Annotated in this window: 20 protein-coding genes; 9 read left to right on the top strand and 11 right to left on the bottom strand. The window is 72.9% G+C overall.

What is annotated here, in order from left to right; genetic code table 11:
• The first annotated feature begins 28 nt into the window (after positions 1-28).
• The 7 genes from ACFV18_RS06945 (at position 29) to ACFV18_RS06915 (ending at position 6,568) form a co-directional block, all read left to right on the top strand.
• Positions 29-901 (top strand): hypothetical protein, encoded by an 873-nt coding sequence (locus tag ACFV18_RS06945; protein ID WP_380480088.1) that lies wholly within the window; start codon positions 29-31, stop codon positions 899-901.
• Positions 898-1,839, top strand: a complete 942-nt coding sequence (locus tag ACFV18_RS06940; protein ID WP_380480086.1) for a hypothetical protein — start codon at positions 898-900, stop codon at positions 1,837-1,839. The genes ACFV18_RS06945 and ACFV18_RS06940 overlap by 4 nt, the downstream gene beginning before the upstream one ends.
• On the top strand, positions 1,836-2,822 hold the full coding sequence (locus ACFV18_RS06935) for a hypothetical protein (RefSeq protein ID WP_380480085.1): 987 nt from the start codon (positions 1,836-1,838) through the stop codon (positions 2,820-2,822). The genes ACFV18_RS06940 and ACFV18_RS06935 overlap by 4 nt, the downstream gene beginning before the upstream one ends.
• A gap of 161 nt (positions 2,823-2,983) precedes the next feature.
• Positions 2,984-3,997: an ABC transporter ATP-binding protein gene (locus ACFV18_RS06930; RefSeq protein WP_380480083.1), complete on the top strand. Its 1,014-nt coding sequence runs from the start codon at positions 2,984-2,986 to the stop codon at positions 3,995-3,997.
• Entirely contained in the window at positions 3,994-4,890 is an 897-nt protein-coding gene (locus ACFV18_RS06925; RefSeq protein ID WP_380480081.1) for an ABC transporter permease, read from the top strand. The genes ACFV18_RS06930 and ACFV18_RS06925 overlap by 4 nt, the downstream gene beginning before the upstream one ends.
• Positions 4,891-4,899: 9 nt before the next feature.
• Entirely contained in the window at positions 4,900-5,841 is a 942-nt protein-coding gene (locus tag ACFV18_RS06920) for an ABC transporter ATP-binding protein (protein WP_380480080.1), read from the top strand.
• Between the two features lie 10 nt (positions 5,842-5,851).
• Positions 5,852-6,568, top strand: a complete 717-nt coding sequence (locus ACFV18_RS06915; RefSeq protein ID WP_380480078.1) for an ABC transporter permease — start codon at positions 5,852-5,854, stop codon at positions 6,566-6,568.
• 115 nt (positions 6,569-6,683) lie between these two features.
• On the opposite strand, the gene ACFV18_RS06910 is transcribed toward ACFV18_RS06915, so the two are convergent.
• The gene (locus ACFV18_RS06910) at positions 6,684-7,928 is read right to left on the bottom strand and encodes a CynX/NimT family MFS transporter (protein ID WP_380480076.1); all 1,245 of its coding nucleotides are present in this window, start codon (positions 7,926-7,928) and stop codon (positions 6,684-6,686) included.
• An 80-nt stretch (positions 7,929-8,008) separates the two neighbouring features.
• On the bottom strand, positions 8,009-8,728 hold the full coding sequence (locus tag ACFV18_RS06905; protein ID WP_380480074.1) for a FadR/GntR family transcriptional regulator: 720 nt from the start codon (positions 8,726-8,728) through the stop codon (positions 8,009-8,011).
• 329 nt (positions 8,729-9,057) lie between these two features.
• On the opposite strand from ACFV18_RS06905, the gene ACFV18_RS06900 reads away from it, so the two are divergent.
• Positions 9,058-10,890: an LCP family protein gene (locus ACFV18_RS06900; RefSeq protein ID WP_380480072.1), complete on the top strand. Its 1,833-nt coding sequence runs from the start codon at positions 9,058-9,060 to the stop codon at positions 10,888-10,890.
• Between the two features lie 105 nt (positions 10,891-10,995).
• Here ACFV18_RS06900 and ACFV18_RS06895 read toward each other — a convergent pair whose 3' ends face one another.
• The 9 genes from ACFV18_RS06895 to ACFV18_RS06855 form a co-directional block, all read right to left on the bottom strand.
• Positions 10,996-11,817, bottom strand: a complete 822-nt coding sequence (locus tag ACFV18_RS06895) for an HAD family hydrolase (RefSeq protein ID WP_380480070.1) — start codon at positions 11,815-11,817, stop codon at positions 10,996-10,998.
• 95 nt (positions 11,818-11,912) lie between these two features.
• Complete coding sequence (gene serS, locus ACFV18_RS06890) at positions 11,913-13,190, bottom strand: serine--tRNA ligase (protein WP_380480068.1); 1,278 nt, start codon at positions 13,188-13,190, stop codon at positions 11,913-11,915.
• A gap of 675 nt (positions 13,191-13,865) precedes the next feature.
• Complete coding sequence (gene pheA / locus ACFV18_RS06885; protein WP_380480066.1) at positions 13,866-14,801, bottom strand: prephenate dehydratase; 936 nt, start codon at positions 14,799-14,801, stop codon at positions 13,866-13,868.
• Positions 14,802-15,013: 212 nt separating this feature from the next.
• Positions 15,014-16,231, bottom strand: a complete 1,218-nt coding sequence (gene efeB / locus ACFV18_RS06880) for an iron uptake transporter deferrochelatase/peroxidase subunit (RefSeq protein ID WP_380480064.1) — start codon at positions 16,229-16,231, stop codon at positions 15,014-15,016.
• Positions 16,228-18,582 (bottom strand): FixH family protein, encoded by a 2,355-nt coding sequence (locus ACFV18_RS06875; protein WP_380480062.1) that lies wholly within the window; start codon positions 18,580-18,582, stop codon positions 16,228-16,230. The genes efeB and ACFV18_RS06875 overlap by 4 nt, the downstream gene beginning before the upstream one ends.
• A gap of 22 nt (positions 18,583-18,604) precedes the next feature.
• Positions 18,605-19,090 carry a copper chaperone PCu(A)C gene (locus ACFV18_RS06870; RefSeq protein WP_380480060.1) on the bottom strand — a complete coding sequence of 162 codons (486 nt, stop codon included), beginning with the start codon at positions 19,088-19,090 and terminating at the stop codon, positions 18,605-18,607.
• Positions 19,087-19,770, bottom strand: coding sequence for an SCO family protein (locus ACFV18_RS06865; protein WP_380480058.1), 684 nt, complete (start codon positions 19,768-19,770; stop codon positions 19,087-19,089). The genes ACFV18_RS06870 and ACFV18_RS06865 overlap by 4 nt, the downstream gene beginning before the upstream one ends.
• A gap of 96 nt (positions 19,771-19,866) precedes the next feature.
• Entirely contained in the window at positions 19,867-20,595 is a 729-nt protein-coding gene (locus ACFV18_RS06860) for a YcnI family protein (RefSeq protein ID WP_380480056.1), read from the bottom strand.
• Between the two features lie 133 nt (positions 20,596-20,728).
• Positions 20,729-21,553 (bottom strand): hypothetical protein, encoded by an 825-nt coding sequence (locus ACFV18_RS06855; RefSeq protein ID WP_380480054.1) that lies wholly within the window; start codon positions 21,551-21,553, stop codon positions 20,729-20,731.
• A gap of 230 nt (positions 21,554-21,783) precedes the next feature.
• Here ACFV18_RS06855 and ACFV18_RS06850 point away from each other — a divergent pair, with 230 nt between their 5' ends.
• Positions 21,784-22,455 carry an ATP-binding protein gene (locus ACFV18_RS06850; protein ID WP_380480052.1) on the top strand — a complete coding sequence of 224 codons (672 nt, stop codon included), beginning with the start codon at positions 21,784-21,786 and terminating at the stop codon, positions 22,453-22,455.
• Positions 22,456-22,470 lie beyond the last annotated feature (15 nt).

Here is a 22,470-nt window from a genome sequence, read left to right as displayed (position 1 = left end):
TCCCGAACTCTCTTTTCAGGAGTACCAGTTGAGCACCGAGTCCACGGGCGCCGCGGAGCCCGGGGCGGCCGCCGCCGTGCCGTCCGAACCCCCGACGGCCACCCCGCCCGCGCCCGGCGACGCACCCACCGGCACCCCGTCCGACGCACCGACCGCCGAGGGCTTCGAGCACGTCGAGGTGCTCGCGGAAGGTGAGGAACCCGCCCGCAAGAAGCGGAAGTTCGGCGTCGGCGCGATGTTCCTGACCGCCGTGGTGGCCGGGCCCGTGATCGGCGGGGTCATCGGCTACGGCATCCAGGCATCCCGCCCGGCGACGCCGCTGCCGGAGCTCGCCGCGGTGAAGCTCAGCTACCCGGCCGAGCGGATCGACGCCAAGGCGCTGGCCGCGGCCGGCCCGCAGCCGCTGAACATCGACGGCGACCTGCGCGACCTGCTGATCAAGCGTCCGGACGGCACCAAGGACGACGAACTGGGCGACGGCGACGGTTGGATGTCCGTCGCGGACGTGGCGGAGACCTACGGCAACAGCGCCTCCCAGTTCACCGACCTGCTGTCCGGTGGATTCCGTCGGCAGGCGAACGTCAGCTGGATCGCCGGCGACGTCAAGTACCGGGTGAACCTGCGGCAGTACCGGCCGGAGGACGTGGTCAAGGTGATGACCGCCCTGACCCCGCGCACTTCCGGCGTGGACCTGTCGCAGGTCCCGGGCAACGAGGACAGCCTGATCATGGTCTCCAAGACGCCCTCCAAGTACGCCCGCAGCAGCGAGGAGTACTACTGGGCCTCGGCCCTGGCCCGGAGGGGCACCGTGCTGATGAGCATCGACGTCTTCGCCAAGAACCCGGTGGACCGCAGCCAGCTGGAGGACATCGCCAAGCGACAGTGGGAGCGTCTCGCGTGACCGACATCGAATCCCCCGAGCCGGCCGCCGCCCCCGCGCAGCCGCCCACCGCCGTCCCGTCCACCGCCGTCCCGTCCACTGCCGTCCCGTCCACCGAGCCCGCAGTCGCCGAGACCACGGTCGCCGACTCCGCAGTCGCCGAGACCGCGGGCGCCGAACCGGCCGCTGCCGCAGGCGAGTTCGCCGATCCCGCGGCCGCCCCGGCCGCCAAGCCGCGACGTCTCGCGCTCAAGGCGGCCGCCGCGGTCGTCGCGGCGGCGCTGGTCGGCGTCGGCATCGGCGAGGCGATCATCAAGGTCCACTACAAGGACAGCCCGGCCCCTGCGGCGGCGGCTCCCGCTCCTTCGGAGAGCCAGACCCAGCCGTGGGGCGCGAAGTCCAACGGCAACCACTTCGGCAGCCTGCGCGACCTGCTGCTGCCGGTGCCGTCCAGCTACCGGCTGGGCCCGGACTACAAGTCGATCGGCAACGACAACGAGCTGCGCGACGCGGACCTGGACAAGGCCCTGAAGGAGACCCTCGCCGACGTTCCGGAGAAGTACCGCAAGGACGCCGAGAACGCGCTGTCCTCGCTGCACATCCAGGGCATCGGCGCGCGCAGCCTGGTCACCATGGACAACCGGACCTCGGTGATGCTGGTGCTGAGCCAGTTCAACCAGCAGGCGGTGGCCGCGGAGAACAACTCGTACGGCAAGTGGTACACCGACAACGAGCTGTACCGGCTGGGCCCGGGCGTCGCGGGCCACTCGGAGGCGCACTGTGCGCTGCCGACGCTGAAGGCCGGTGACCAGCTCGACTACCTGCAGTGCTACGCCGGCGTGGGCGACCTGCTGGTGCAGATGGACGTCACCGGGGTCGCGCCCCTCGACCAGAACAAGGTCGTCGACCTGTTCCGTCAGCAACTCGACCGACTGGCCATCCCGGGAGCCACCGCATGAGCACCGACATCACCCCGAACCCCGGCCCGGCCGAACCGTTCGAGCCGATCGTGCCGGTCGCCGAGGCCGCCGGCGAGGGGAACGACGCCGTGGCGCCCGGCCCCTTGGACGCCTTCGTCCCGGCCGGCCACGGCGAGTCTCCCGAGCCGCCGAAGCGCGACCGCAAGCGGCTCTGGCAGGTCGGCGGAGCGCTGCTGCTGACGGTGGTGACCGGGGCGGCCACCGCCGTCGCGGTGACCCTGCCGGAGCGCACCGACCTGCCGGGTCTGGCCACACCGAACGACGGCCGGTACGTGTTCCCGGAACTGACGATGCCTCCGCTTCCGGTGGGCGCCTCGGCCCCGTCCGACTACAAGATCAAGACGCATGCCGCGGACCTGCGGGCGCTGCTGCTGCCGCTGCCCAAGGGCGCCGTCGGCACCGGCCCGTCCGCCGCCCCGAGCGCCTCGGCCTCCCCGAGCGCGAGTGCGAGCGCAAGCGCGTCCGCGGGCGCCTCCGCCTCGGGCAGTGCCTCCGCGAGTGCGCCCGCGAGCCTGCCGCCGGTGGCGGGCCGCTGGATGCCGTGCGACCGGGACATGATGCTGGCCAAGGACGACCAGTACACGCACCTCCTGGTCAGCGACGCCTGCCGGGGCGCGGCCGCACAGGGCTGGACCACCAAGGACGGCACCCGCACCGAGCTGCGGCTGATCCGCTTTGGCTCGGCGGACGAGGCGGGCAACTTCTTCTCGTCCGTCAACCAGACGAACGCGACCACGGACATCAACTCCACGTCCCTGGACGTCACCGGGACCTACAAGGTGGCGCTCGGTCAGGTGAACGTCCGGCTCTCGGACGCGAAGGCCGGCAACGTGCCCACCGGCCGGCTCGGCTGGCTGCAGAACGGCGACGTGGTCACGCTGGTCCAGATGACCAATCCGAACGGCGTCCCGGACCAGGCATTCCGCCAGATCCTGCTGCTGCAGAGCAGCCTGCTGGTCTGAACAACCCCACAGCGCAGATGAGTTGACGCACAGTCAACGATGTATCGGCCCGCGGCCCGCCCCCGGAACCCCTAGGGGGCGGGCCCGCAGTGTCATCCCGTGGGCGGACGAAAGCTCAGCTTGTCAGCGCATTCCGCGCCGGGGTGACCGGCATTACGTTGATGACCGTGTCCACAGTCATCAAGACGGACGGCCTCACCAAGAGGTTCCCCCGGGTCACCGCACTCGACCGGCTCACCGTGGAGGTGCAGCCCGGCGTGGTCGGACTGGTCGGAGCGAACGGCGCGGGCAAGTCCACCCTCATCAAGATCCTGCTCGGGCTGTCCCCCGCCACCGAAGGCACCGGCCAGGTGCTCGGCCTGGACATCGCCACCCAGGGCGCGGAGATCCGCGAACGGGTCGGCTACATGCCCGAACACGACTGCCTGCCGCCGGACGTGTCCGCCACCGAGTTCGTCGTCCACATGGCCCGGATGTCCGGCCTGCCGGCCGCCGCCGCCCGCGAGCGCACCGCCGACACGCTGCGCCACGTCGGCCTGTACGAGGAGCGCTACCGCCCGATGGGCGGGTACTCGACCGGCATGAAGCAGCGCGTCAAACTCGCCCAAGCACTCGTCCACGACCCGCAGTTGGTGCTGCTGGACGAGCCCACCAACGGCCTCGACCCGGTCGGCCGGGACGAGATGCTCGGCCTGATCCGCCGCATCCACACCGACTTCGGCATCTCGGTGCTGGTCACCACGCACCTGCTGGGCGAGCTGGAACGCACCTGCGACCACCTGGTGGTGATCGACGGTGGCAAACTGCTGCGGTCCTCCTCCACCGCCTCGTTCACCGAGGCCACCCAGCTGCTCGCGGTCGAGGTCACCGACCACCCCACCGACCGCACCTTCGACGCCGAAGCGGTGCTGCGCGAGCGCCTGACCACCGCCGGACTGACGGTGCGCGCCGACAGCGGCCGCATCCTGCTGGTGGAACTCACCGGCGACGAGACCTACGACACCGTCCGCGACACCGTGGACGACCTCGGCCTCGGCCTGATCCGGCTGGAACAGCGCCGCCACCGGGTCGCCGAGATCTTCAGCACCCACTCCGACGGCGACGAGCAGCCCAGCCGGACCGAGACGCATGACGAGCAGGCCGCGGCCGTGCCGGCAGGAGGCGAGCAGGCATGACCACCCCCGTCAACACCCACAGCGGCGTCATCCACGACATCGGCTACCGCCCCTACACCGGACCCCGGTTGGGACGCGGCTACGCCACCCGCTCGCTGTACGTGCAGAGCCTGCGCGCCGCGTTCGGCCTCGGCCGCTCCGGCAAGTCCAAGGTGCTGCCGTTCCTGCTGCTCGGCGGCCTGGTCGCCCCGGCGCTCGCGATGCTCGCCATCGCCACCTTCGCCGGCCTGAAGCAGATGCCGATGGACTACGCCCCGTACCTCGCCAACTTCGGGGTGCTGACGCAGATCTTCCTCGCCGCGCAGGCACCCGTGCTGATGTCCCGCGACCTGCGCCACCACGTCGTGCCGCTGTACTTCTCCCGCCCGGCCAGCCGCGGCGACTACGTGGCCGCCAAGTTCGCCGCCATGTTCAGCGCCCTGCTGATCATCCTGACGCTGCCCCTGCTGGTGCTGTTCGTCGGTTCGATGCTCGCCAAGTTCCCGTTCGGCGACAACCTGGTCCACCTGCTGTACGGCCTGGTCGCCGCCGTCCTGTACGCGATGCTGTACGCCGCGCTCGGCCTGCTGATCGCCGCCCTCACCCCGCGCCGCGGCTTCGGCGTCGCCGCCATCATGGGCACCCTGATGATCACCGGCGCGATCTCGGCGATCATCCGCGGCCTGACCGGCGGCTACGACCCCGTCCCGAAGGAGTCCGCGTACTGGGCCGAACTGATCTCGCCCAGCGGCACCGTCCAGGGCCTGGTCAACAAGATCTTCGACCTCGGCGGCGACGGCCCCGACAAGCTGGTCGCCCCCGGCTCCCTCGGCGTGCTGGTGTTCACCGCGGTCATCGTCCTCCTCACGGCCGGCAGCTACGCGCTGACGCTGCGCCGCTACCGGAACGTCTGAGAGGCAGCCATGGCCGTCATCACCATCGACAAGGTCTCCCGCTGGTTCGGCAACGTGGTCGCCGTCAACGACGTCACCATGAACATCGGACCCGGCATCACCGGCCTCCTGGGCCCCAACGGCGCCGGAAAGTCCACCCTCATCCACATGATGAGCGGCTTCCTCGCCCCCTCCTCCGGCGCGGTCACCCTGGACGGCGCCCCGATCTGGCGCAACCAGCAGGTCTACCGGCAGATCGGCCTGGTCCCCGAAAAGGAGTCGATGTACGACTACCTGACGGGCTGGGAGTTCGTCCTCGCCAACGCCGAACTGCACGGCCTCGCCGACCCCGGCGCCGCCGCCAAGCGGGCCATCGCGCTGGTCGAGATGGAATACGCCCAGGACCGGCAGACCGGCACCTACTCCAAGGGCATGAAGCAGCGCGTCAAGATGGCCTCCGCCCTGGTCCACGACCCGGCGGTGCTGCTGCTCGACGAGCCCTTCAACGGCATGGACCCACGCCAGCGCCTCCAACTGATGGAATTGCTGCGCCGCTTTGGCGCCGACGGGCGCACCGTGCTGTTCTCCTCGCACATCCTCGAAGAGGTCGAGCAACTCGCCCGCCACATCGAGGTGGTGGTGGCCGGACGGCACGCCGCCTCCGGCGACTTCCACGAGATCCGCCGCCTGATGACCGACCGCCCGCACCGCTACCTGGTGCACTCCAGCGACGACCGCCGCCTGGCCGCCGCGCTGATCGCGGACGCCTCCACCGCCGGCATCGAACTCGACACCGCGGCCCTGCCCGACGGCGGCTCCGCCGCAGGGGCCCTGCGCATCCAGGCGATCGACTTCCAGCGCTTCACCACCCTGCTGCCCAAGGTCGCCCGCGAGGCCGGCATCCGGCTGTACACCGTCTCCCCGGCCGACGAGTCGCTGGAAAGCGTCTTCTCGTACCTGGTCTCGTCCTGAAGGGCCCCCGATGAACACCACCGTCGCCAGGCTCACCGCGCGCGGACTGTTCGGCCGCCGGCGCATCCTGATCCTGCTGGCCGTCCCGGTCCTGCTGCTGGTCATCGCGGTGATCGCCCGCAACAGCAACCTCGACAAGCTGGAACTCGCGCACAGCATCCTGGGCAACCTCGCCCTCGGCACCCTGGTCCCGATCACCGGACTGATCACCGGCACCGGCGTCATCGCCACCGAGATCGAGGACGGCTCGATCGTCTACCTGCTCGCCAAGCCGCTGCCGCGCTGGAAGATCGTCACCACCAAACTGGCCGTCGCGATCGGCAGCACCTGGCTGCTCGCCACCGTCCCGACCTACCTGGCCGGGCTGCTCCTCTACGGCGGCGCCGACAACGTCGCACTCGGCTACGCCGTCGGCACGCTGGTCTCCGGCACCGCCTACAGCGCGCTGTTCCTGCTGCTCGGTGTGGTCACCCGGCACGCCGTGATCGCCGGCCTCGCCTACGCGCTGATCTGGGAGAGCCTGATCGGCAACTACGTCGAGGGCGCCCGCACCCTGTCCGTCCAGCAGTGGGGCCTGTCGCTGACCAAGGCGATCGCCGCCGACGGCACCGTCACCGCCCCGGTCGCCCTGACCACCGCGGTGTGGCTGCTGATCATCGCCGCCGTCGGCGCCACCGCGCTGGCCTCGGTCAAGCTGGCCGGCCTCACCCTCAACGCCGAGGAGTAGGCCCCGAGGAACGCGAAACGGCGGGGACGGCACACAGCCGTCCCCGCCGTTTCGTTGTCCGATGCGCCGGGCGACCGGCGCCTGCCGCCCGCCGCCCGGCGCCCGACGTCGGCTGTCAGATCGTCCGGTCGCGGCCCGCGCCCCAGCCCGCCGCCGCCGCCACCGCGGCCAGCACCAGCATCACGATCAGCGTCGCGTCCCAGCCGCCGGTCAGCTGGTGCAGCGCGCCGCCGCCGACCGGGCCCGCCGCCGCCACCAGGTACCCCACCGCCTGGCTCATCCCGCCGAGCCGCGCCGCACCCAGCACGCTGTCGGTGCGCAGCACGATGAACGCCAGGCCCAGACCCAGCGAGCCGCCCTGCGCCAGACCCAGCACCGCCGCCGAGAACCAGGCCCCCGACACCGGCGCCAGCAGCAGCCAGGTGATGCCGGCCGCGTTCAGCCCGACCATCGCCAGCGCCAGCCCGCGCTGCCTGGTCATCCGGCCCGCCGCCAGCGGCACCAGGAACGCGCTGACCACCTGCACCAGGTTGCTGAACGCGAACACCAGACCGGCCTCGCCGCGCTCCATCCCGTGGTCGGCCAGGATCGTCGGCATCCACGCCACCAGGGTGTACACCAGCAGCGAGGAGATGCCCATGAACGCGCTGATCTGCCACGCCAGCGCGGACTTCCACGGGCTGACGGTGCTGCGCCGCGACGCCGCCGCCGGGGCCACCCGCAGCGGCACGGTGGGCTCCTGACGGGCCTTCAGCACCTGCGGCAGCCAGGCCACCCCGGCGACCAGCGCCAGCACCGACCAGGCGCCCAGCGAGGCCTGCCAGCCACCGCCGAGCGCGTGCTCCAGCGGCACCGACAGCGCGGCCGCCACGGTCGCGCCGACCAGCATGGTGGTCGAGTAGACGCCGGTCATCATGGCCGCCCGCTCCGGGAACTCCCGCTTCACCAGGCCCGGCATCGACACGTTCAGCACCGCGATCGCCACGCCGATCACCACGCAGCCCGCGTACAGCGTCCACACCGAGGGCAGCACCCGCAGCAGCACGCCCGCGCCCAGCGTCAGCACCGCGCCCAGCACCACCCGCTCGGCGCCGAACCGGCGGGTCAGCCGCGGCGTCAGCGGCGCGCCCACGCCCTGGAACAGCACCGGCACCGTGGTGATCAGGCCGCTCGCCGCCGCCGACAGACCGAAGGTGCGCTGGATCTCCGCCACCATCGGCGAGACCGCCGCCAGGCAGGCCCGCATGTTCAGGGCCACCAGCACGATCCCCGTCAACAGCAGGGCGGGATGCGCGAACCTGGAGGTTCGGGTACCGACCTTCGGATCGAGGACGGGCTGCACGGCACGGGTGACCGACATGGCAGGGCTGACTCTCTGTGCGGGTGGAAGAAAGAAGGAGAGCGGGGCGCCGGGTGCGCTCCCGGGCGGGCGGCGGGACGCTACTTGCGCGCGGCGATCTCGGCGAGCAGCTGCTCCACGGCCGCCGTCGGCTCCGCCAGCAGCGCCCGGCAGGCCGCCTCGGCCCGCTCCGGGTCACCGCTCTCGATCGCGTCGACCAGCGCCGCGTGGGTGGCGATCGCCACCTCCGGCATCTCGTGGTCGCCGAACGCCGTGCGCATCGACTCCCGCACCGAGGCCCCGAAGTACCGGTACACCTCGGTCAGCGCCGGATTGTGCGCCGCCTCCACCACCGCCGTGTGGAACTCCAGGTCGTGCTCGACGGTGGCCTCCCGGCCGGCCCGCTCCGGGTGCGCGGCCATCACTTCGGCCTCCCGGGCCAGCGCCGCCCGCATCCGGGCCAGGTCGTCCGGGGTGTGCCGCTCGGCGGCCAGCCGGGCCGCCTCGGTCTCCAGTGCGGCCCGCACCTCCAGCACGTCCCGCACCCCCGAGCGCTGCACTCCGCGCAGCACCGACGCCGGGTCGCTGGTCGAGCGGACGAACGTCCCCTCGCCCTGCCGGGAGACCAGCATCCCCGCGTGCACCAGCACCCGGATCGCCTCCCGCACGGTGTTGCGCCCCACCCGCAGCCGCTCGGCGAGCTCGTGCTCGGTCGGGATCCGCGACCCCACCGGCCACGCCCCGCCCGCCAGCTGCTCGCGCAGCTGCTCGATCGCCTCGTCCACCAGCGAACGCCGCCCGGCCGCCTGCAGTCCCTCCACGCGCCGGGCTCCTCTCTCGCTCACTGTTGGATGTCGGTCATCCTACAACTCTCCTTGCCCGGTCATCCTACAACTGCCCTGGCGTGCGGAAACGCTGCGTCTGCGAGCGCCCGCACGGGGGCTGTCGGGGTGCTGAAGTCACATGTCTCACACGGGAGAACGGGAACCCCTGGTGTGAACACGTCGTTCGAGAGCTCGGAGTGGAGACCCGGGCCGTGACTTTCGAAATGATCCCTTTATATGCTCCGCTCTCTAGCTTCATCCGTCAGCCCAGCGGACGGACTGGTTGCTGAGGCGCCCGACGGCCGCCTCCGGTGAAGGGTGTACGTATGGCAGGCCAGAGGGCGGGGGCGTCCGACGCGGACGCCGGCTGGTGGGAGAACGAGCCGCCGCAAGGTGGCACCTACCGGCAGGACGCGCCCCGTCGCGACGACGCACCGTCCCCCGGCGTCCCACGCCGTCGCGCGGCGAGCCACGACGACGCACCAGCTGCCGGCGGCCGCGCCGGAGCCCGCCGCGCCCAGGGCCGCGGCTCGGCAGCCCCCCCGCCGCGCTCCGGGCGCCGCGCCGCCCCCGCCGCCGAACCCGAGCCCGAGACCGAGTCGGCGGGCGGCTCCGGCGGTCGGGCCGGCTCCCGCCGGGCGGGCGCCCAGGGGCGCCGCAAGCCCCGCCGCGCCAAGCGGATCATCATCTGGTCGCTGGTCGGCACCAGCCTCGCCGTGGTCGGTACCGGCGGCTACTTCTACTGGCGCCTGAACGGCAACATCTCCGCCTTCGACGGCGAAGGCATCAGCAAGGACCGCCCCGCGGCCGCCGACGCCGACTCCGAGGGCCGCCGCCCGATGAACATCCTGCTGATCGGCTCCGACTCGCGCGACGGCGCCAACAAGGACCTCGGCGGCGGCCAGGACGGCGGCGCCCGCTCCGACACCACGATCCTGCTGCACGTCTACGCGGACCACAAGCACGCCGTCGGCGTCTCGATCCCCCGCGACGCCGCGGTCGACATCCCCAAGTGCCTGCTGCCGAACAAGAACTGGACCAAGCCGCAGACCAACGTCAGGTTCAACGGCGCCTTCTCGGTCGGCGGCACCGAGCAGGGCAACCCGGCCTGCACCCAGAACACCGTGGAGAAGCTCACCGACCTGCGCGTCGACCACACCATCGTGGTCAACTTCGAGGGCTTCGCCTCCATGACCAAGGCCGTCGGCGGCGTCGAGGTCTGCCTGCCCAACCCCATCCACGACTACGACCTCAACCCCAACCTGCCCAAGAAGGGCGGCAAGGAGATCTACCCCAAGGGCGTGCAGAAGGTCGAGGGCCAGGCCGCCCTCGACTACGTCCGACTGCGGCACGGCATAGGCGACGGCTCCGACGTCGGCCGGATGAAACGCCAGCAGGCCTTCCTGGCCTCGCTGATCAAGGCGGTCAAGACCAAGGGCATGAGCCCGACCAACATGCTGCCGCTGGCCGACGCCGCCACCAAGTCGCTCACCGTCGACCCCGACCTGGCCGGCGTCGACAAACTGCTCGACCTGGGGATGTCGCTCAAGGACATCGACCTGCACGACATCAAGTTCATCACCACCCCCTGGCACTACGAGAAGGAACGGATCGGCCTCAACCACCCCGAGGTCGACCAGCTGTGGGCGGCCCTCAAGGCCGACCGCACCCTCGACGGCCAGGACGCCGGCGCCGGCGGGGAGAGCCCCGCACCGAGCGAGTCGGCCGCCCCGTCCAGCAGCGCCCCGGCCGCCCCGCCGGCCAACGGTGCCGGCATCAAGGTCGCCGTCCTCAACGGCAGCGGCGCCGCCGGTCTCGGCAACAAGGCCGCGACCGCCCTGAAGGCCGCCAACTTCACCGTCACCAGCACCGGCAACGCCAGCAACCAGAACCACGCCACCACCGTGGTCCAGTACGGCAGCAGCAGCCAGAAGGCCAACGCACAGGCCGTCGCCTCGCTGTTCCCCGGCGCCACCGTCGAGGCCGGCTCCAGCGCCGGCATCTCGGTGATCCTCGGCAAGGACTACGCCGCGAGCGCCGGCGGCGGCGGAGGCGCCCAGGGCGGCAACAGCCCCGCCCCCGGACCGCTGCCGAGCAGCGTCACCAACGAGGCCCGCTCCGCGGACGACGACCCCTGCGCCAACGTCAGCTACGGCTGACCCGCCGCAAGGCCCTGCGGGCCCCCACAGGGCCCACAGGCCCCGCAGCGCACGAAAGCGCCACCGGCACCCGGCCGGTGGCGCTTTCGCCGTCTCTCGCGCCGACTACTGCCCGCCGAGGCCGAACACCCGCTCCAGCACCACGGCGACACCGTCCTCGTCGTTGGAGACCGTCACCTCGTCGGCCACCGCCCGCAACTGCTCGTGCGCGTTGCCCATCGCCACCCCGTACGCGGCCCACCGGAACATCGGTATGTCGTTGGGCATGTCGCCGAACGCGATGGTCTCGGCCGCGGTCACACCCAGCCGGCGCGCGGCCAGCGACAGACCCGTCGCCTTGGTCAGACCCAGCGGAAGCAGCTCGACGATGCCGTCCCCGGCCATCACCACACCGACCAGCTGACCGGCCACCGACCAAGCCGCCTCGGCGAGTTGATCATCCGTCAACTCGGGGTGCTGGATGTACAGCTTGCTCACCGGCGCGGCCAGCAGCTCCTCCGGCGCGACCTGCCGCACCGGCAGCCCGGTGGCGATCCGCAACCGGTAACCCGGCCCCGCCACCACCTCGCCGTCCAGCCCGTCCTGACTGGCGGCCACCGCCAGCGGACCCACCTCGGCCTCGATCTTGGCCAGCGCCAGCGCCGCCAGCTGCCGGTCCAGAGTGACCGAGGTGAGCAACTTGTGCGCCCCCGCGTCGTAGACCTGCGCGCCCTGCCCGCACACCGCTATCCCGGTGTAGCCGATCTCGTCCAGCACCGGCTTGGTCCAGCCCGCCGAGCGGCCCGTGACGACGATGTGCTGCGCCCCGAGCGCCGTGACGGCGCCCAGGGCATCGAGGGTACGGGCGGAGACGTTCTCGGCGCCGGTGAGCAGCGTCCCGTCCAGGTCGGTGGCGACCAGCCGGTAGGGCAGGGCGTCGGTGCTCATGCGCGAAGTGCTCCAGGTGCTCCGGGACGACGGGAGGTGACGGGAGGAACGGGCCGGGCCGGACGGGCCGGACGGGAACGTCGGGTGGGCGGCGGCTACTTGGCCGCAGGCTCCAGGACGGCCTTCCCGCCGAGGAACGGCCGCAGCGCCTCGGGCAGCACCACCGAGCCGTCGGCCTGCTGGTGGTTCTCCAGCAGCGCGACGATGACCCGGGGGACGGCCACCAGGGTGCCGTTGAGGGTGGCGAGCGGACGGACGCCGTCCTTGTCGCGCATCCGGATGGAGAGCCGGCGGGCCTGGTACTCGGTGGTGTTGGAGGTCGAGGTGACCTCGCGGTACTTGCCCTGGGTGGGGATCCACGCCTCGATGTCGAACTTGCGGGCGGCGGACGCGCCGAGGTCGCCGGAGGCGACGTCGATCACCCGGTAGGGCAGCTCCAGCGCGTTCAGGAAGTCCTTCTCCCACTGGAGCAGGCGGCGGTGCTCGGCCTCGGCGTCCTCGGGGGTGGTGAAGACGAACATCTCCACCTTCTCGAACTGGTGGACCCGGATGATGCCGCGGGTGTCCTTGCCGTAGGTGCCGGCCTCGCGGCGGAAGCAGGACGAGAAGCCGGCGTAGCGCAGCGGCAGCTTGTCGCCGTCCAGGATCTCGTCCATGTGGTAGGCGGCCAGCGGGACTTCACTGGTGCCGACCAGGTACCGGTCGTCGTCCTCGAGGTAGTAGACGTTCTCGGCGGCCTGGCCGAGGAAGCCGGTGCCGTCCATCGCGGCGGGGCGGACCAGCGCCGGGGTGATCATCGGGGTGAAGCCGGCCGCGGAGGCCTGCGCCATCGCCATGTTGACCAGGGCCAGTTCGAGCAGCGCGCCCGGACCGGTCAGGTAGTACGAGCGGGCACCGGCCACCTTCGCGCCGCGCTCGGTGTCGATCGCGCCGAGCAGCTGGCCGAGTTCGACGTGGTCGCGGGGCTCGAAGCCCTCGGCGGCGAAGTCGCGGGGAGTGCCGATCTCCTCCAGGGTGACGAAGTCCTCCTCGCCGCCGACCGGAGCGGCCGGGTCGATCAGGTTCGCCAGCGAGCGCTGCAGCCGTTCGGCCTCTTCCTTCGCCTCGCTCTGCGCGGCGTCGGCGGCCTTCACCTCGGCTGCCAGCTCCTTGGTGCGGGCCAGCAGGGCGGCCTTCTCCTCGCCCTTGGCGGCGGCGACCTGCTTGCCCAGCTGCTTCTGCTCGGCGCGCAGTTCGTCGAATCGGGTGCCGGCCGCGCGGCGGCGTTCGTCGGCGGAGAGCAGGGCGTCGACCAGGTCGACGTCCTCTCCGCGGGAGCGCTGCGAGGTACGTACGCGGTCCGGGTCGTCACGGAGCAGGCGAAGGTCGATCACGGATCAAGCCTACCGGTGGCCGGTGGTCCGGTTCCGGCCATCGTGAGGCTTGGGTGGGTATGTCGCGCTCTGTTCGGAAATCTGGCATCCTGTGCCCGGCCATCGGCGCAGAGGGGTGTGGGCGGGCACTCCGGGGCTGGGGATAACTCCCGCCGGCCTGTGGATAACCCCGGTGGACAACTCTTTCGAGGGTCGGTTATCCACAGGTGCGCGCCTGGGGCTGTGGACAGGGGAAAACCCATGGTCCGTAGGCTTCCGAACCGGCAATTCCAGGTTTCAAACCTCGATACGGCTTCCCGAGTGAGGGAATTCGCTCGCTCGCACAGGTGATTTGTCGGCGCAGGGGTGACTCTGGTCCGATTAGTCCTCCCTATGCCCCTAGCTGATGATCCGACCAGGCCTGAGGGTGTCTTTACCGGTTTGTCGACTCCGGCCCGCCCTGTGGATAACTTCCCGCACCTGGGGACAACCGTCCCCTGTGGATGCCGGCCACCGCCCTGTGGATGAACCACCCCGCCCCGGACCCCGCACCGAAGGCCCCCGGGGCGCCGCCGGTGAACACCGGTCGGCCGGGCAGGTGACGTTCGGGCGTGTCGAAAATGAACGGAACGGGGCCCGGCAAGGCCCCGCCCCGGCCGAAATCGCGTTCTTGCGGCGGACGGGGCGTTGTGGGCCTCAGAGTTCGCCGCGGCCGTCCAGGCAGCGCGACAGCCAGTCCGAGGCGTTCGCGAAATCCAGGTCCGAGGTGCCCTGCCGGAGCGGGAAAGCGGTGCCCCGGTCGGCCCGCGGGTACGAGCCGAGAAAACGCACCTGCGGGCACATCCGCTTCAGACCCATCAGCGCCTCGCTGACCCGCCGCTCGCTCAGGTGCCCCTCGCAGTCGATGAGGAAGCAGTAGTTGCCCATGCCCTCGCCGGTCGGCCGGGACTCGATCCGCATCAGGTTGATCCCGCGCACCGCGAACTCCTGCAGCAGCTCCAGCAGCGCACCCGGGTGGTCCTCCGGCAGCCACACCACCATCGAGGTCTTGTCCCAGCCGGTCGCCGAGGACACCCGCCCCGGCCGGCCCACCAGCACGAACCGGGTGGTCGGCGCCGCCGCGTCCTGGATCTCGTCCGACAGCACCTGCAGCCCGTACAGCTCCGCCGCGAACGCCCCCGCCACCGCCGCGTCGTACCGGCCGTCCTGGACCAGCCGGGCACCCTCGGCGTTGGACGCCGCCGACTCCCACTGCGCGTCCGGCAGGTTCGCCGCCAGCCAGTGCCGCACCTGCGGCTGCGCCACCGGGTGCCCGGTGACGGTCTTCACGTCGCCCAGCGCGATGCCCGGGCGGACCAGCAGCGCGAACGAGATCGGCAGCAGCACCTCGCGGTAGATCATCAGCGCGCTGCCGTTGATCAACTCGTCGCTGGTGGTGGTGACCGCGCCGTCCACCGAGTTCTCGATCGCCACCATCGCGCCCGCGGCCTCGCCCGCCCGCACCGCGTCCAGCGCCGCCGACACCGAGGCCACCGGCGTCAGCTCCCGCGTCCCCGACTCCGGCAGGGTGCGCAGCGCGGCCTCCGTGAAGGTGCCCGCGGGCCCGAGATAGGTGTAACGGGTCGCCGACATGACCGCCTCCGAACGAACAGCGTGACGCGAACTGCGTGATGCGAACGCGTGATGCGAACTGCGTGGGCCCCACAGGCCTCGGTCTGCCACCTTAGCCACTTCCGCGGCCCCGCCGTGCCGCCGTTCGACAGCCGGGCAGCGGGGTCGAACGGCCGTGCGGGCGGGCCGCCGTCCGGACGGCGAACAGCGGGGTCGAACGACCGTGCGCGAGGTCAGCCCTCCAGCAGCGGCTGCCCCACGTACCCGCCCTCCGGCGCGCCCGGCGGCACCGCGAACAGCGCGCCCGCCTCGTGCCGCAGGAACCGCGACAGCCCGTCGCCGCGCGCCAGCCGCTGCTGCACCGGGACGAAGCCGCGCGCCGGGTCGGCCTGGAACGCGGCGAACAGCAGGCCCGCGTCGGGCGAGCCGTCGGCCAGCAGGCCGTCGTGGAACGAGAACCCGCGGCGCAGCATCGCCGCCCCGCCGTTGGAGTCGGGCGCCGCCACCCGGACGTGCGCGTCCGGGGCGATCGCCAGGGTGCCGTCCGGGGCGGTCGCCGACAGGTCGACGGGGGTGCGTTCGCCGGCGTCCGGGCCGCCGGACAGCGGGGCGCCGTCGCTCTTGCGGCGGCCCACCAGGCGTTCCTGACGGTCCGTCGGCAGCGACTCCCAGTCGTCCAGCAGCATGCGGATCCGGCGCAGCACCGCGTAGCTGCCGCCGGACATCCAGTCGGGGCCGGTGGCGAACACCTTCGCGGCGAAGTCGGCGTCCGCCGGGCGCGGGTTGTTGGTGCCGTCGACCTGGCCCATCAGGTTGCGGCCGGTCATCGGGCGCGCGGTGGCACCGGGCGTGCGGCCGAAGCCGGACATCTGCCAGCGCGGCGCGGCCACCCCCGCCGCCAGCCGGCGCAGCACCCGCAGCGCGTGCACCGCGACCAGCGCATCGTCCGCGCCGATCTGCACCCACAGGTCGCCGTCGGAGCGCGCCGGGTCGAGCGCGTCCCCGGGGAACGCGGGCAGCGCGGCCAGCGCGGGCGGGCGGCGGTCGGCCAGGCCCAGCTTGTCGAACAGGCTCGCGCCGAAGCCGAAGGTGACGGTCAGCGAATTCGGGCCCGCGTCCAGCGCGATCCCGCTGCCGCCGTCGCCGCCCGGCTCGCCGACGGCCATCCGGGCCGCGGCCGCCGACCAGTCCCGCAGCAGCCCCGCCGCCCGGTCCCGCCCGGCGCCGGGGACCAGATCGAAGGCCACCCACTCCACCCGGGCCTGCGCGGGCTCCACGATGCCGCCCTGCCGAGGGCCGTGGAACGCCACCCGGGCCTCGCCCGGCCCGGACACCTTCGCACCCCGCGCCGACGCCCGCCCGCCCCACGCCCCGCCGACCGCGCCCACGGCCAGCCCCGCCCCGGCCCCGCCGAGCACGGCCCGCCGGGAGAGTGCCGATATCTCCGTCACTGCCCGACCTTCAGCTGCTGGGTCGCCGTCACCTGATCGATGTCGGACGACCGGATCGTCACCGAAACCACCCACTGCCCGGCCAGCGGCAACTGCGCGGTACCGCTCCAGGAGCCGGTGCCCTCGGACTTGAGGGCGACGGGCAGCGGTCCGAGATCGCGGTCGGGGAGGGTGAACGCGAGCTGCAACTCGGGGACGTCCACCGGCTGCCCGGCAGCGTTGCCGAGCTTGAGTGTGACCTCGTTCGGCCCGGTCCCGACCGGATTGACGGTGACGGTGGCGGTGCCCTTGGCATTCGGGGTCCGGCCGCCGGTGTCGTACGGCAGCTTCAACTCCTGCGTCTTCCCGGGCACCGCGGAAGCCCCCGCCACCGGAGCCCCGCCGCCCGCCCCGGGCTGAGCGGCGATCGCCTCGGCGACCCGCCCGGGCGGGGAGTTGGTGAGCATCGTGGTGACCACCAGAACCAGCGCGGCGACGCTCGTCTCGACCAGCACACTGCGACGCAGCCCCGCCCGCACCGGCGAGCCCTCGGCAGCCCGCCGCCGGTGCGCCTTGGCCAGCACCGCCTGCTGGCGGGCGAGCTGCGCGGCGCGCTCGGGGTCGGCGTCCTCGGCCTTTGCGTCTCCGGCGGCGGCGGTGGCTCCGGCGGGCGCGTCGGCGGGCGTGCCCGCGTTCGCGCCGGGGGTCGCGTTCGTACCTGCACCCTCGTCCGTGTTCGTGCCCGCGTCCGCGTCCGTGCTCGCACCCGCACCCGCGTCTGTGCTCGCACCCGCACCCGCGTCCGACTTCGCTACGATGGTCTGCGCGGAGATAATCTCCGCAGGGATGATCTCCTCGCCCTGTTCGTTTGTGATCGCATCCGAAACCATCCGCGCAGAGGCAGCGACAGAAACAGTCCCCGCAGCGGCCGTCCCCCCCGGAACGGCCACCGGAGCGACCGCCGAAGCCGCCGCCGTCCCGTCAGCGCCACGCAACCGCGCGCTCCAGGCCCGCGAGATCCAGGCGACGCCGAGCATCGACGCCACGCAGCCGACCTTGACCAGCAGCAGCCGCCCGTACTCGGTGTCCACCAGCGCGCCCCAGCTGCCCAGGCCGCGCCAGGACTGGTAGAGGCCGGTGCCGGCGAGTACCGCGACCAGCCAGAACGCCAGCTTGGAGAAGCGTTCGACGGCGGCGGCGGGCAGGCCGTGTCGCAGGCCGGTGACCAGCACGGCGAGGCCGCCGAGCCAGCCGGCCATGGCGAGCAGGTGCAGCGCGGCCAGCGGCAGTGCCAGCGGGACCTGGATGCCGACCGAGGAATGGTCGGCGCCGACCCAGGTCGCGGACAGCGCGATGGCCAGGGCGAGCCCGGCCAGTCCCAGCGCGAGCCGGGTGTCGCGCTGCGGGCGCTCGGTGGCGGCCCGCTCCAGCCGGCGCAGCTCCGCCTTCTCCGCCTCCGCCTCCGCCTCCTCGTCCTCCTCCTCGCGCTCGTCCTGGGCGGAGTCCGGTGCGCGGTTCGGCGCCACCGGCTTCGGTTGCAGCCCCAGCTGGCCGACCAGCAGCGACAGGTAGACACCGGCGGCGGCGAGCAGCAGCAGGCGGGCGGCGAGCGCGGTGCCGATCCGCTCGTCCAGGGTGGCGCGCACCAGCGACAGGTCGAAGGCCTGGCCGAGGCCGGTGCCGCGCTCGTAGGGGCCGCGCAGCATCAGTACGGCGACGGTGGACAGCAGCAGCGCCACCCACCCGGTCATCAGCAGCCGCTGCACGCCGCGGACGGCCGCGCCGCCGGGCCAGACCACGATCACGAACGCGGCGGCGCCGGCCAGCAGCGCGAACGCGCCGTAGGCGACAGTGCGGGCGGTGCCGTAGGCGAAGCCCACCGCGCCGTCGGCCTTGGCGCCCTGGACGGCGGCGGCGTTCACGGTGGTGTCGGAGGGCGCGCCGATGGAGAAGGTGAACGCGCCGCCGATCGGGTGGGAGTCCTCCGAGACGGCCCGCCACGCCACCGTGTAGGTGCCGTTGCCGAGGCCTTGCCGGAGCGTCACCCGGGCGGTGGCGGCCTTGCCGTCCACGTGGTCGGGCTTGCCGTTGTCGACGGCGGTGCCCTTCGGGTCGAGTACCCGCACCGAGTCCGCGGACAGCGACACGCCCTCGCTGAAGCTCAGCGTGACCGCGGCGGGCGCGGTCTGCAGCACCGAGCCCTGCGCGGGGTCGGTGCTCTCCAGGGTGGCGTGCGCGGACGCCGTCGTCGCCCCGCCGAGTACCAGGGCGAGCGCCGCCACCAGCACCGCCAGCAGCGCGCCCAGCCGCCGCCGTTTCGCCACCGTGATCACCTGTGCGCCTCTTCTCGTCACTGCGCTGTCTGCCGCCATCGCCGGGACCATCGCCGGGACCCTAGCTTCCCGGACGGTACGTCAGCGGCTTCACCGGAACCTTGACCACGACGGTGCCCGCCTTGGCGAACTCCAGGTCCAGTTCCACCTCGTCGCCGAGGGCCGGCTGCTTCGCCCAGTCCATGATCATCAGGTGGGTGCCGCCCCGGGCCAGATCCAGGGTGCCGTGCGCGGGCACCGCCAGCTCGCCGACCTCCTCCATGGTCTTCTCGGTGGAGCGGTGCATGGTCACCGACCCGGCGCCCGGGCTGCTCACCTTCACCAGCCGGTCCGCGCCGCCGTCGTTGCGCACCGTCAGGTAGCCGGCGCCCATCCCGCCGGGGGTGGCGGGCAGCGGTATGTACGGGTCGGCCACCGACAACTGCGGCGGCGCGGCGGAGGCACTGTCGGAGGACGAGGACTGGCAGGCCACCACCACGGTGCCCGCGGCCAACGCGGTCGCCAGGCCGGCCCCGATCAGCGCGCTGCGCCGGAACGCGCGGCTCACACCGCCACCCCCTTGGCGAGCAGCTCCAGGTCGTGCCGGTAGGTGTCCACCGAGGTGCCGGCCATGTACAGCAGGTGCGCCTTGTCGTCGGTCGGCAGGAACGCCAGCACCTGCGCGCCGTGCGTGGAGGTCACCGTGCCGTTGGCGGCCACCACCGGGTCCTCGATCAGGATGCCCAGCGGCTTGGCGGCGGCCTTCACCTGCGCCAGGTCGCCGGTCAGCCCGATGAAGTCCTTGCCCATCGAGTCCAGCCAGGTCCGCAGCACCTGCGGGGTGTCGCGCTCCGGGTCGGTGGAGACGAACACGATGTCGATCTTCTGCCGCTCCTCCGGCGTCAGCTTGGACATGGCCACCCCGATGTCGCCCATGGTGGTCGGGCAGACGTCCGGGCAGCTGGTGTAGCCGAAGAACAGCAGCACGGTCCGCCCGGCGGTGCGCGCCTTCAGGTCGTACGGCTGCCCGGAGGTGTCGTTCAGCACCAGGTTCGGTTTGTCGAAGTGCTTGCTGAGCGCGGTGCCCTGGTACTGGCTGGTCGAGGCCTGCTTGCTGACCTTCGCCGCCCCGTTGCCCTCCCCGCCGCCCGAGGAGGACGAGGAGCAGGCGGACAGTGCGAGCGAGGCGCCGAGGACGAGGGCGGCGGCCGTCAGGAGCCGGGGCCGGGTGCTGCGGAGGGATGCCAAGGGACTTTCCGTTCCGTACGGGAGAGCGGTGCGGGAGAGCGGTGCGGGAGGGCGGATGCCGGGCGGGCCCGCGGGTGCGGCCCCGCCCGACGGGGGTCAGGACTGCGCGGAGCGGCGGCGCAGCCCGGCCACGCCGAGCGCCGAGCCGATCACGCCGACCACGATGCCGACCACGCCCAGGGTGCGGGCGGTGGAGTCGGAGGACTTCGCGGCGGGCGCGGCGTCCTGCTGGGCGGTGGTGTCCGTCGAGTGGTGGTCACCGGCCGCGGCGTCGGCCTTGGTCAGGCTGAGCACGGGGGCGGGCTTGGCCGGCTCGGGCTGCCCGTCCTTGGTGTCCTCGATCCAGCGGACCACGTCGCCGTTGTCGTAGGTCTGGAGTGCCTTGAAGGTCAGCTTGTCGGTGTCGGTGGGCAGCGCGCCCAGCGAGACCCGGAACTCCTGGAACTGGCCGGGGGCGATCTTGGTGCCCGCGTCGGCAGTCCAGGTGATCTTGGAGATGGCCTCGGTGATCTGCTGGCCGTGCGCCTCCAGCGGCTTGTCGAGCTTCGACTTCTCCAGGCTGGCCGTCCACCCCGGCAGCGGCTGGGTGCGCACCGACGCCAGCGGGTGGTCCAGCGGCAGGTTGATCTCCAGCTTCACGGTGGAGGCGGTGTCGCTCTCGTTCGGCACCCGGAACGCCACGGCCGTGTACCCGCCCTGCTGGGCACTGCCCGGTTGGACGGACACGTGCGCGGAGGCGGGAACGGCGGACGCCAGCAGGGCACCGGCCGCCACCACGAGCGCGCCGGCGGAACGACGGACAGAACGGGCGGAAAGCGAACGCATCAGGGGACTCCTGGGGAGGGAGAGGCCGCGCGAGCACCGCGCGGGCAACGTGGGGAGGGGACTCGACCGGCCCGCTCACGTGGCGGGCACGGTGCGGCGACGCACGCCCGAGCCCCGGCCCTCCGGGCCCGGCTCAGCGCGCGAACGCCACCGCGGGAGGTCCCCTGCGCAGCACGCAGTGCCGCAGCGCCGCAGCCACCGGCAGCCGCCAGTCCTCCGGCCGCCCGCCCCGGCGCGCCGCCACCGGGCGCGGACCGCCCAGCAGCAGCGCCAGCAGCAGCGTCACCGCCGTCCGCAGCGGTGCCGCCCACTCGCGGGCGGTCAGCGCCGCCGTCCGCACCAGCCGCCACAGTGCGGCCTCGCCACGCCGCAGCCACCAGCCCGCGACCAGCGCCGCCGCCAGGTGGGCCAGCACCATGCCGGGCGCCAGCCCCAGCCAGCCCGCCGCGTGCGGCATCGCCGTCGCGTACGCCTGCGGGTCCAGGCCCGCGGCGCTCACCACCTGGTCCGCCGTGGTGGTCGGCGGGACGACCGTCAGGGCGTCGCCGGGGGTGTCGTTGCACAGCAGCCGGCCTGCCACGGACGCCAGAGCGTCGGGCCCGCCGTTTCCGGCCATCGGCGGATGCGTCATCGCCATGCCGCCGCCCAGGCCGTCGCCGAACCGGTGGAACAGCACGTGCAGACCCAGCTGCCCGGCGCCCAGCGCCGCCGCGATCGACACCAGCGAGCGCTCCCGCCCGCCGAGCAGCGCCGCCGCCGCGCACACGGCGGCGAAACCCACCGCCAGCGTGTCCGGCGCCACCGCGCCACCCGCCCGGGCGTGCCCGAAGGCCGCCACCAGCGTGCACACCAGCGCGAACGGGACCGCGCGCAGCACCCGCAGATCCCAGGCCGCCGCCGAGACCCGCGCCGCGGGCAGGGCGGAGCCCCGGCGGGCGGCGGCGGTCGGGTCAGTCATGGCCGAGCCATCATCTCACCGCCTACAGGCGCTCCCGGGACAGGCCCCGAAACCCGCCGCGAATGGCGAGAACCCGACCGGCGCACGCATCCGCCCACGCGCCGATCGGCACACCCGACAAGGGCAGTCCATCCGCCGAACGGGCGGTACCGGCGAGTGCGGACGGTTCACCGCGCACCGCCGAGGAGATAGCTAGTTGTATGTGGAGCCGCAGCCAGGAGGGATCTCCCGTGGACATCTGGTGGACTCTGCACCTCAAGCGCGACCCGGCCAGCGTGCCGCTCGCCCGCCGCATCCTGCTCGGCGCCATGGACTCCGCCGGAGTCGACCCGCAGGACGCCTTCGACCTCGGCCTCGCCCTCACCGAAGCCTGCGCCAACGCGGTCGAACACGCCGGGCCCGGCCACTTCGGGGACACCTTCCAGGTCACCGCCGCGCTCAGCGGCGACCGCCTGCGGATCGAGGTCACCAACACCAGTCCGGCCCCGGCCGCGCCCGCCGCGTCCCGCCCACGCCGCCGTCCGGCCGACCGGCCCGCCGCCACCGACCGCCCGGCAGCCGACCGTCCCGCCGCCGACCGCCCAGCTGCCGACCGCCCCGCGCCGCGCTGCCGCACCCGCCGGGGCCGCGCTTCCGTTCCCGCCCGGGTGCTGGCCACCCGCAGCCCCGCCGCCGACCGGCCCGCCGCCCCCTACGACACCCACGTCCTGCCCGCGCTGCGCCCCGCCCTGCAGGCCACCGACCCCGGCGTGCTGCCCGACCTGACCGCCGAGTCCGGCCGCGGCCTGTTCCTCATCCACGCCCTCGCGGACCACGTCCAGCTCCGCACCCACCCGCAGCGCGGCGCCACCGTCAGCTTCGACAAGATCCTCACCGCCCCGCTGCTGCGCACCGCGTCCTGACGGCCGCACCGGGCG

The sequence above is a fragment of the Kitasatospora sp. NPDC059673 genome (assembly GCF_042734215.1).
Taxonomy (GTDB): Bacteria; Actinomycetota; Actinomycetes; order Streptomycetales; family Streptomycetaceae; genus Kitasatospora.
This window is presented reverse-complemented; position numbering and strand designations above follow the sequence as displayed.

What these genes read in the sequence shown, in the direction of transcription:
- ACFV18_RS06935 (WP_380480085.1), top strand. Translation starts at nt 1,836, where the DNA reads ATGAGCACCGACATCACCCCGAACCCCGGCCCGGCCGAACCGTTCGAG.
- pheA (WP_380480066.1), bottom strand. Translation starts at nt 14,801, where the DNA reads ATGTCGGCGACCCGTTACACCTATCTCGGGCCCGCGGGCACCTTCACG.
- ACFV18_RS06860 (WP_380480056.1), bottom strand. Translation starts at nt 20,595, where the DNA reads ATGCGTTCGCTTTCCGCCCGTTCTGTCCGTCGTTCCGCCGGCGCGCTC.
- ACFV18_RS06855 (WP_380480054.1), bottom strand. Translation starts at nt 21,553, where the DNA reads ATGACTGACCCGACCGCCGCCGCCCGCCGGGGCTCCGCCCTGCCCGCG.
- ACFV18_RS06925 (WP_380480081.1), top strand. Translation starts at nt 3,994, where the DNA reads ATGACCACCCCCGTCAACACCCACAGCGGCGTCATCCACGACATCGGC.
- ACFV18_RS06915 (WP_380480078.1), top strand. Translation starts at nt 5,852, where the DNA reads ATGAACACCACCGTCGCCAGGCTCACCGCGCGCGGACTGTTCGGCCGC.
- ACFV18_RS06920 (WP_380480080.1), top strand. Translation starts at nt 4,900, where the DNA reads ATGGCCGTCATCACCATCGACAAGGTCTCCCGCTGGTTCGGCAACGTG.
- ACFV18_RS06895 (WP_380480070.1), bottom strand. Translation starts at nt 11,817, where the DNA reads ATGAGCACCGACGCCCTGCCCTACCGGCTGGTCGCCACCGACCTGGAC.
- ACFV18_RS06875 (WP_380480062.1), bottom strand. Translation starts at nt 18,582, where the DNA reads ATGGCGGCAGACAGCGCAGTGACGAGAAGAGGCGCACAGGTGATCACG.
- ACFV18_RS06930 (WP_380480083.1), top strand. Translation starts at nt 2,984, where the DNA reads ATGACCGTGTCCACAGTCATCAAGACGGACGGCCTCACCAAGAGGTTC.
- ACFV18_RS06910 (WP_380480076.1), bottom strand. Translation starts at nt 7,928, where the DNA reads ATGTCGGTCACCCGTGCCGTGCAGCCCGTCCTCGATCCGAAGGTCGGT.
- ACFV18_RS06900 (WP_380480072.1), top strand. Translation starts at nt 9,058, where the DNA reads ATGGCAGGCCAGAGGGCGGGGGCGTCCGACGCGGACGCCGGCTGGTGG.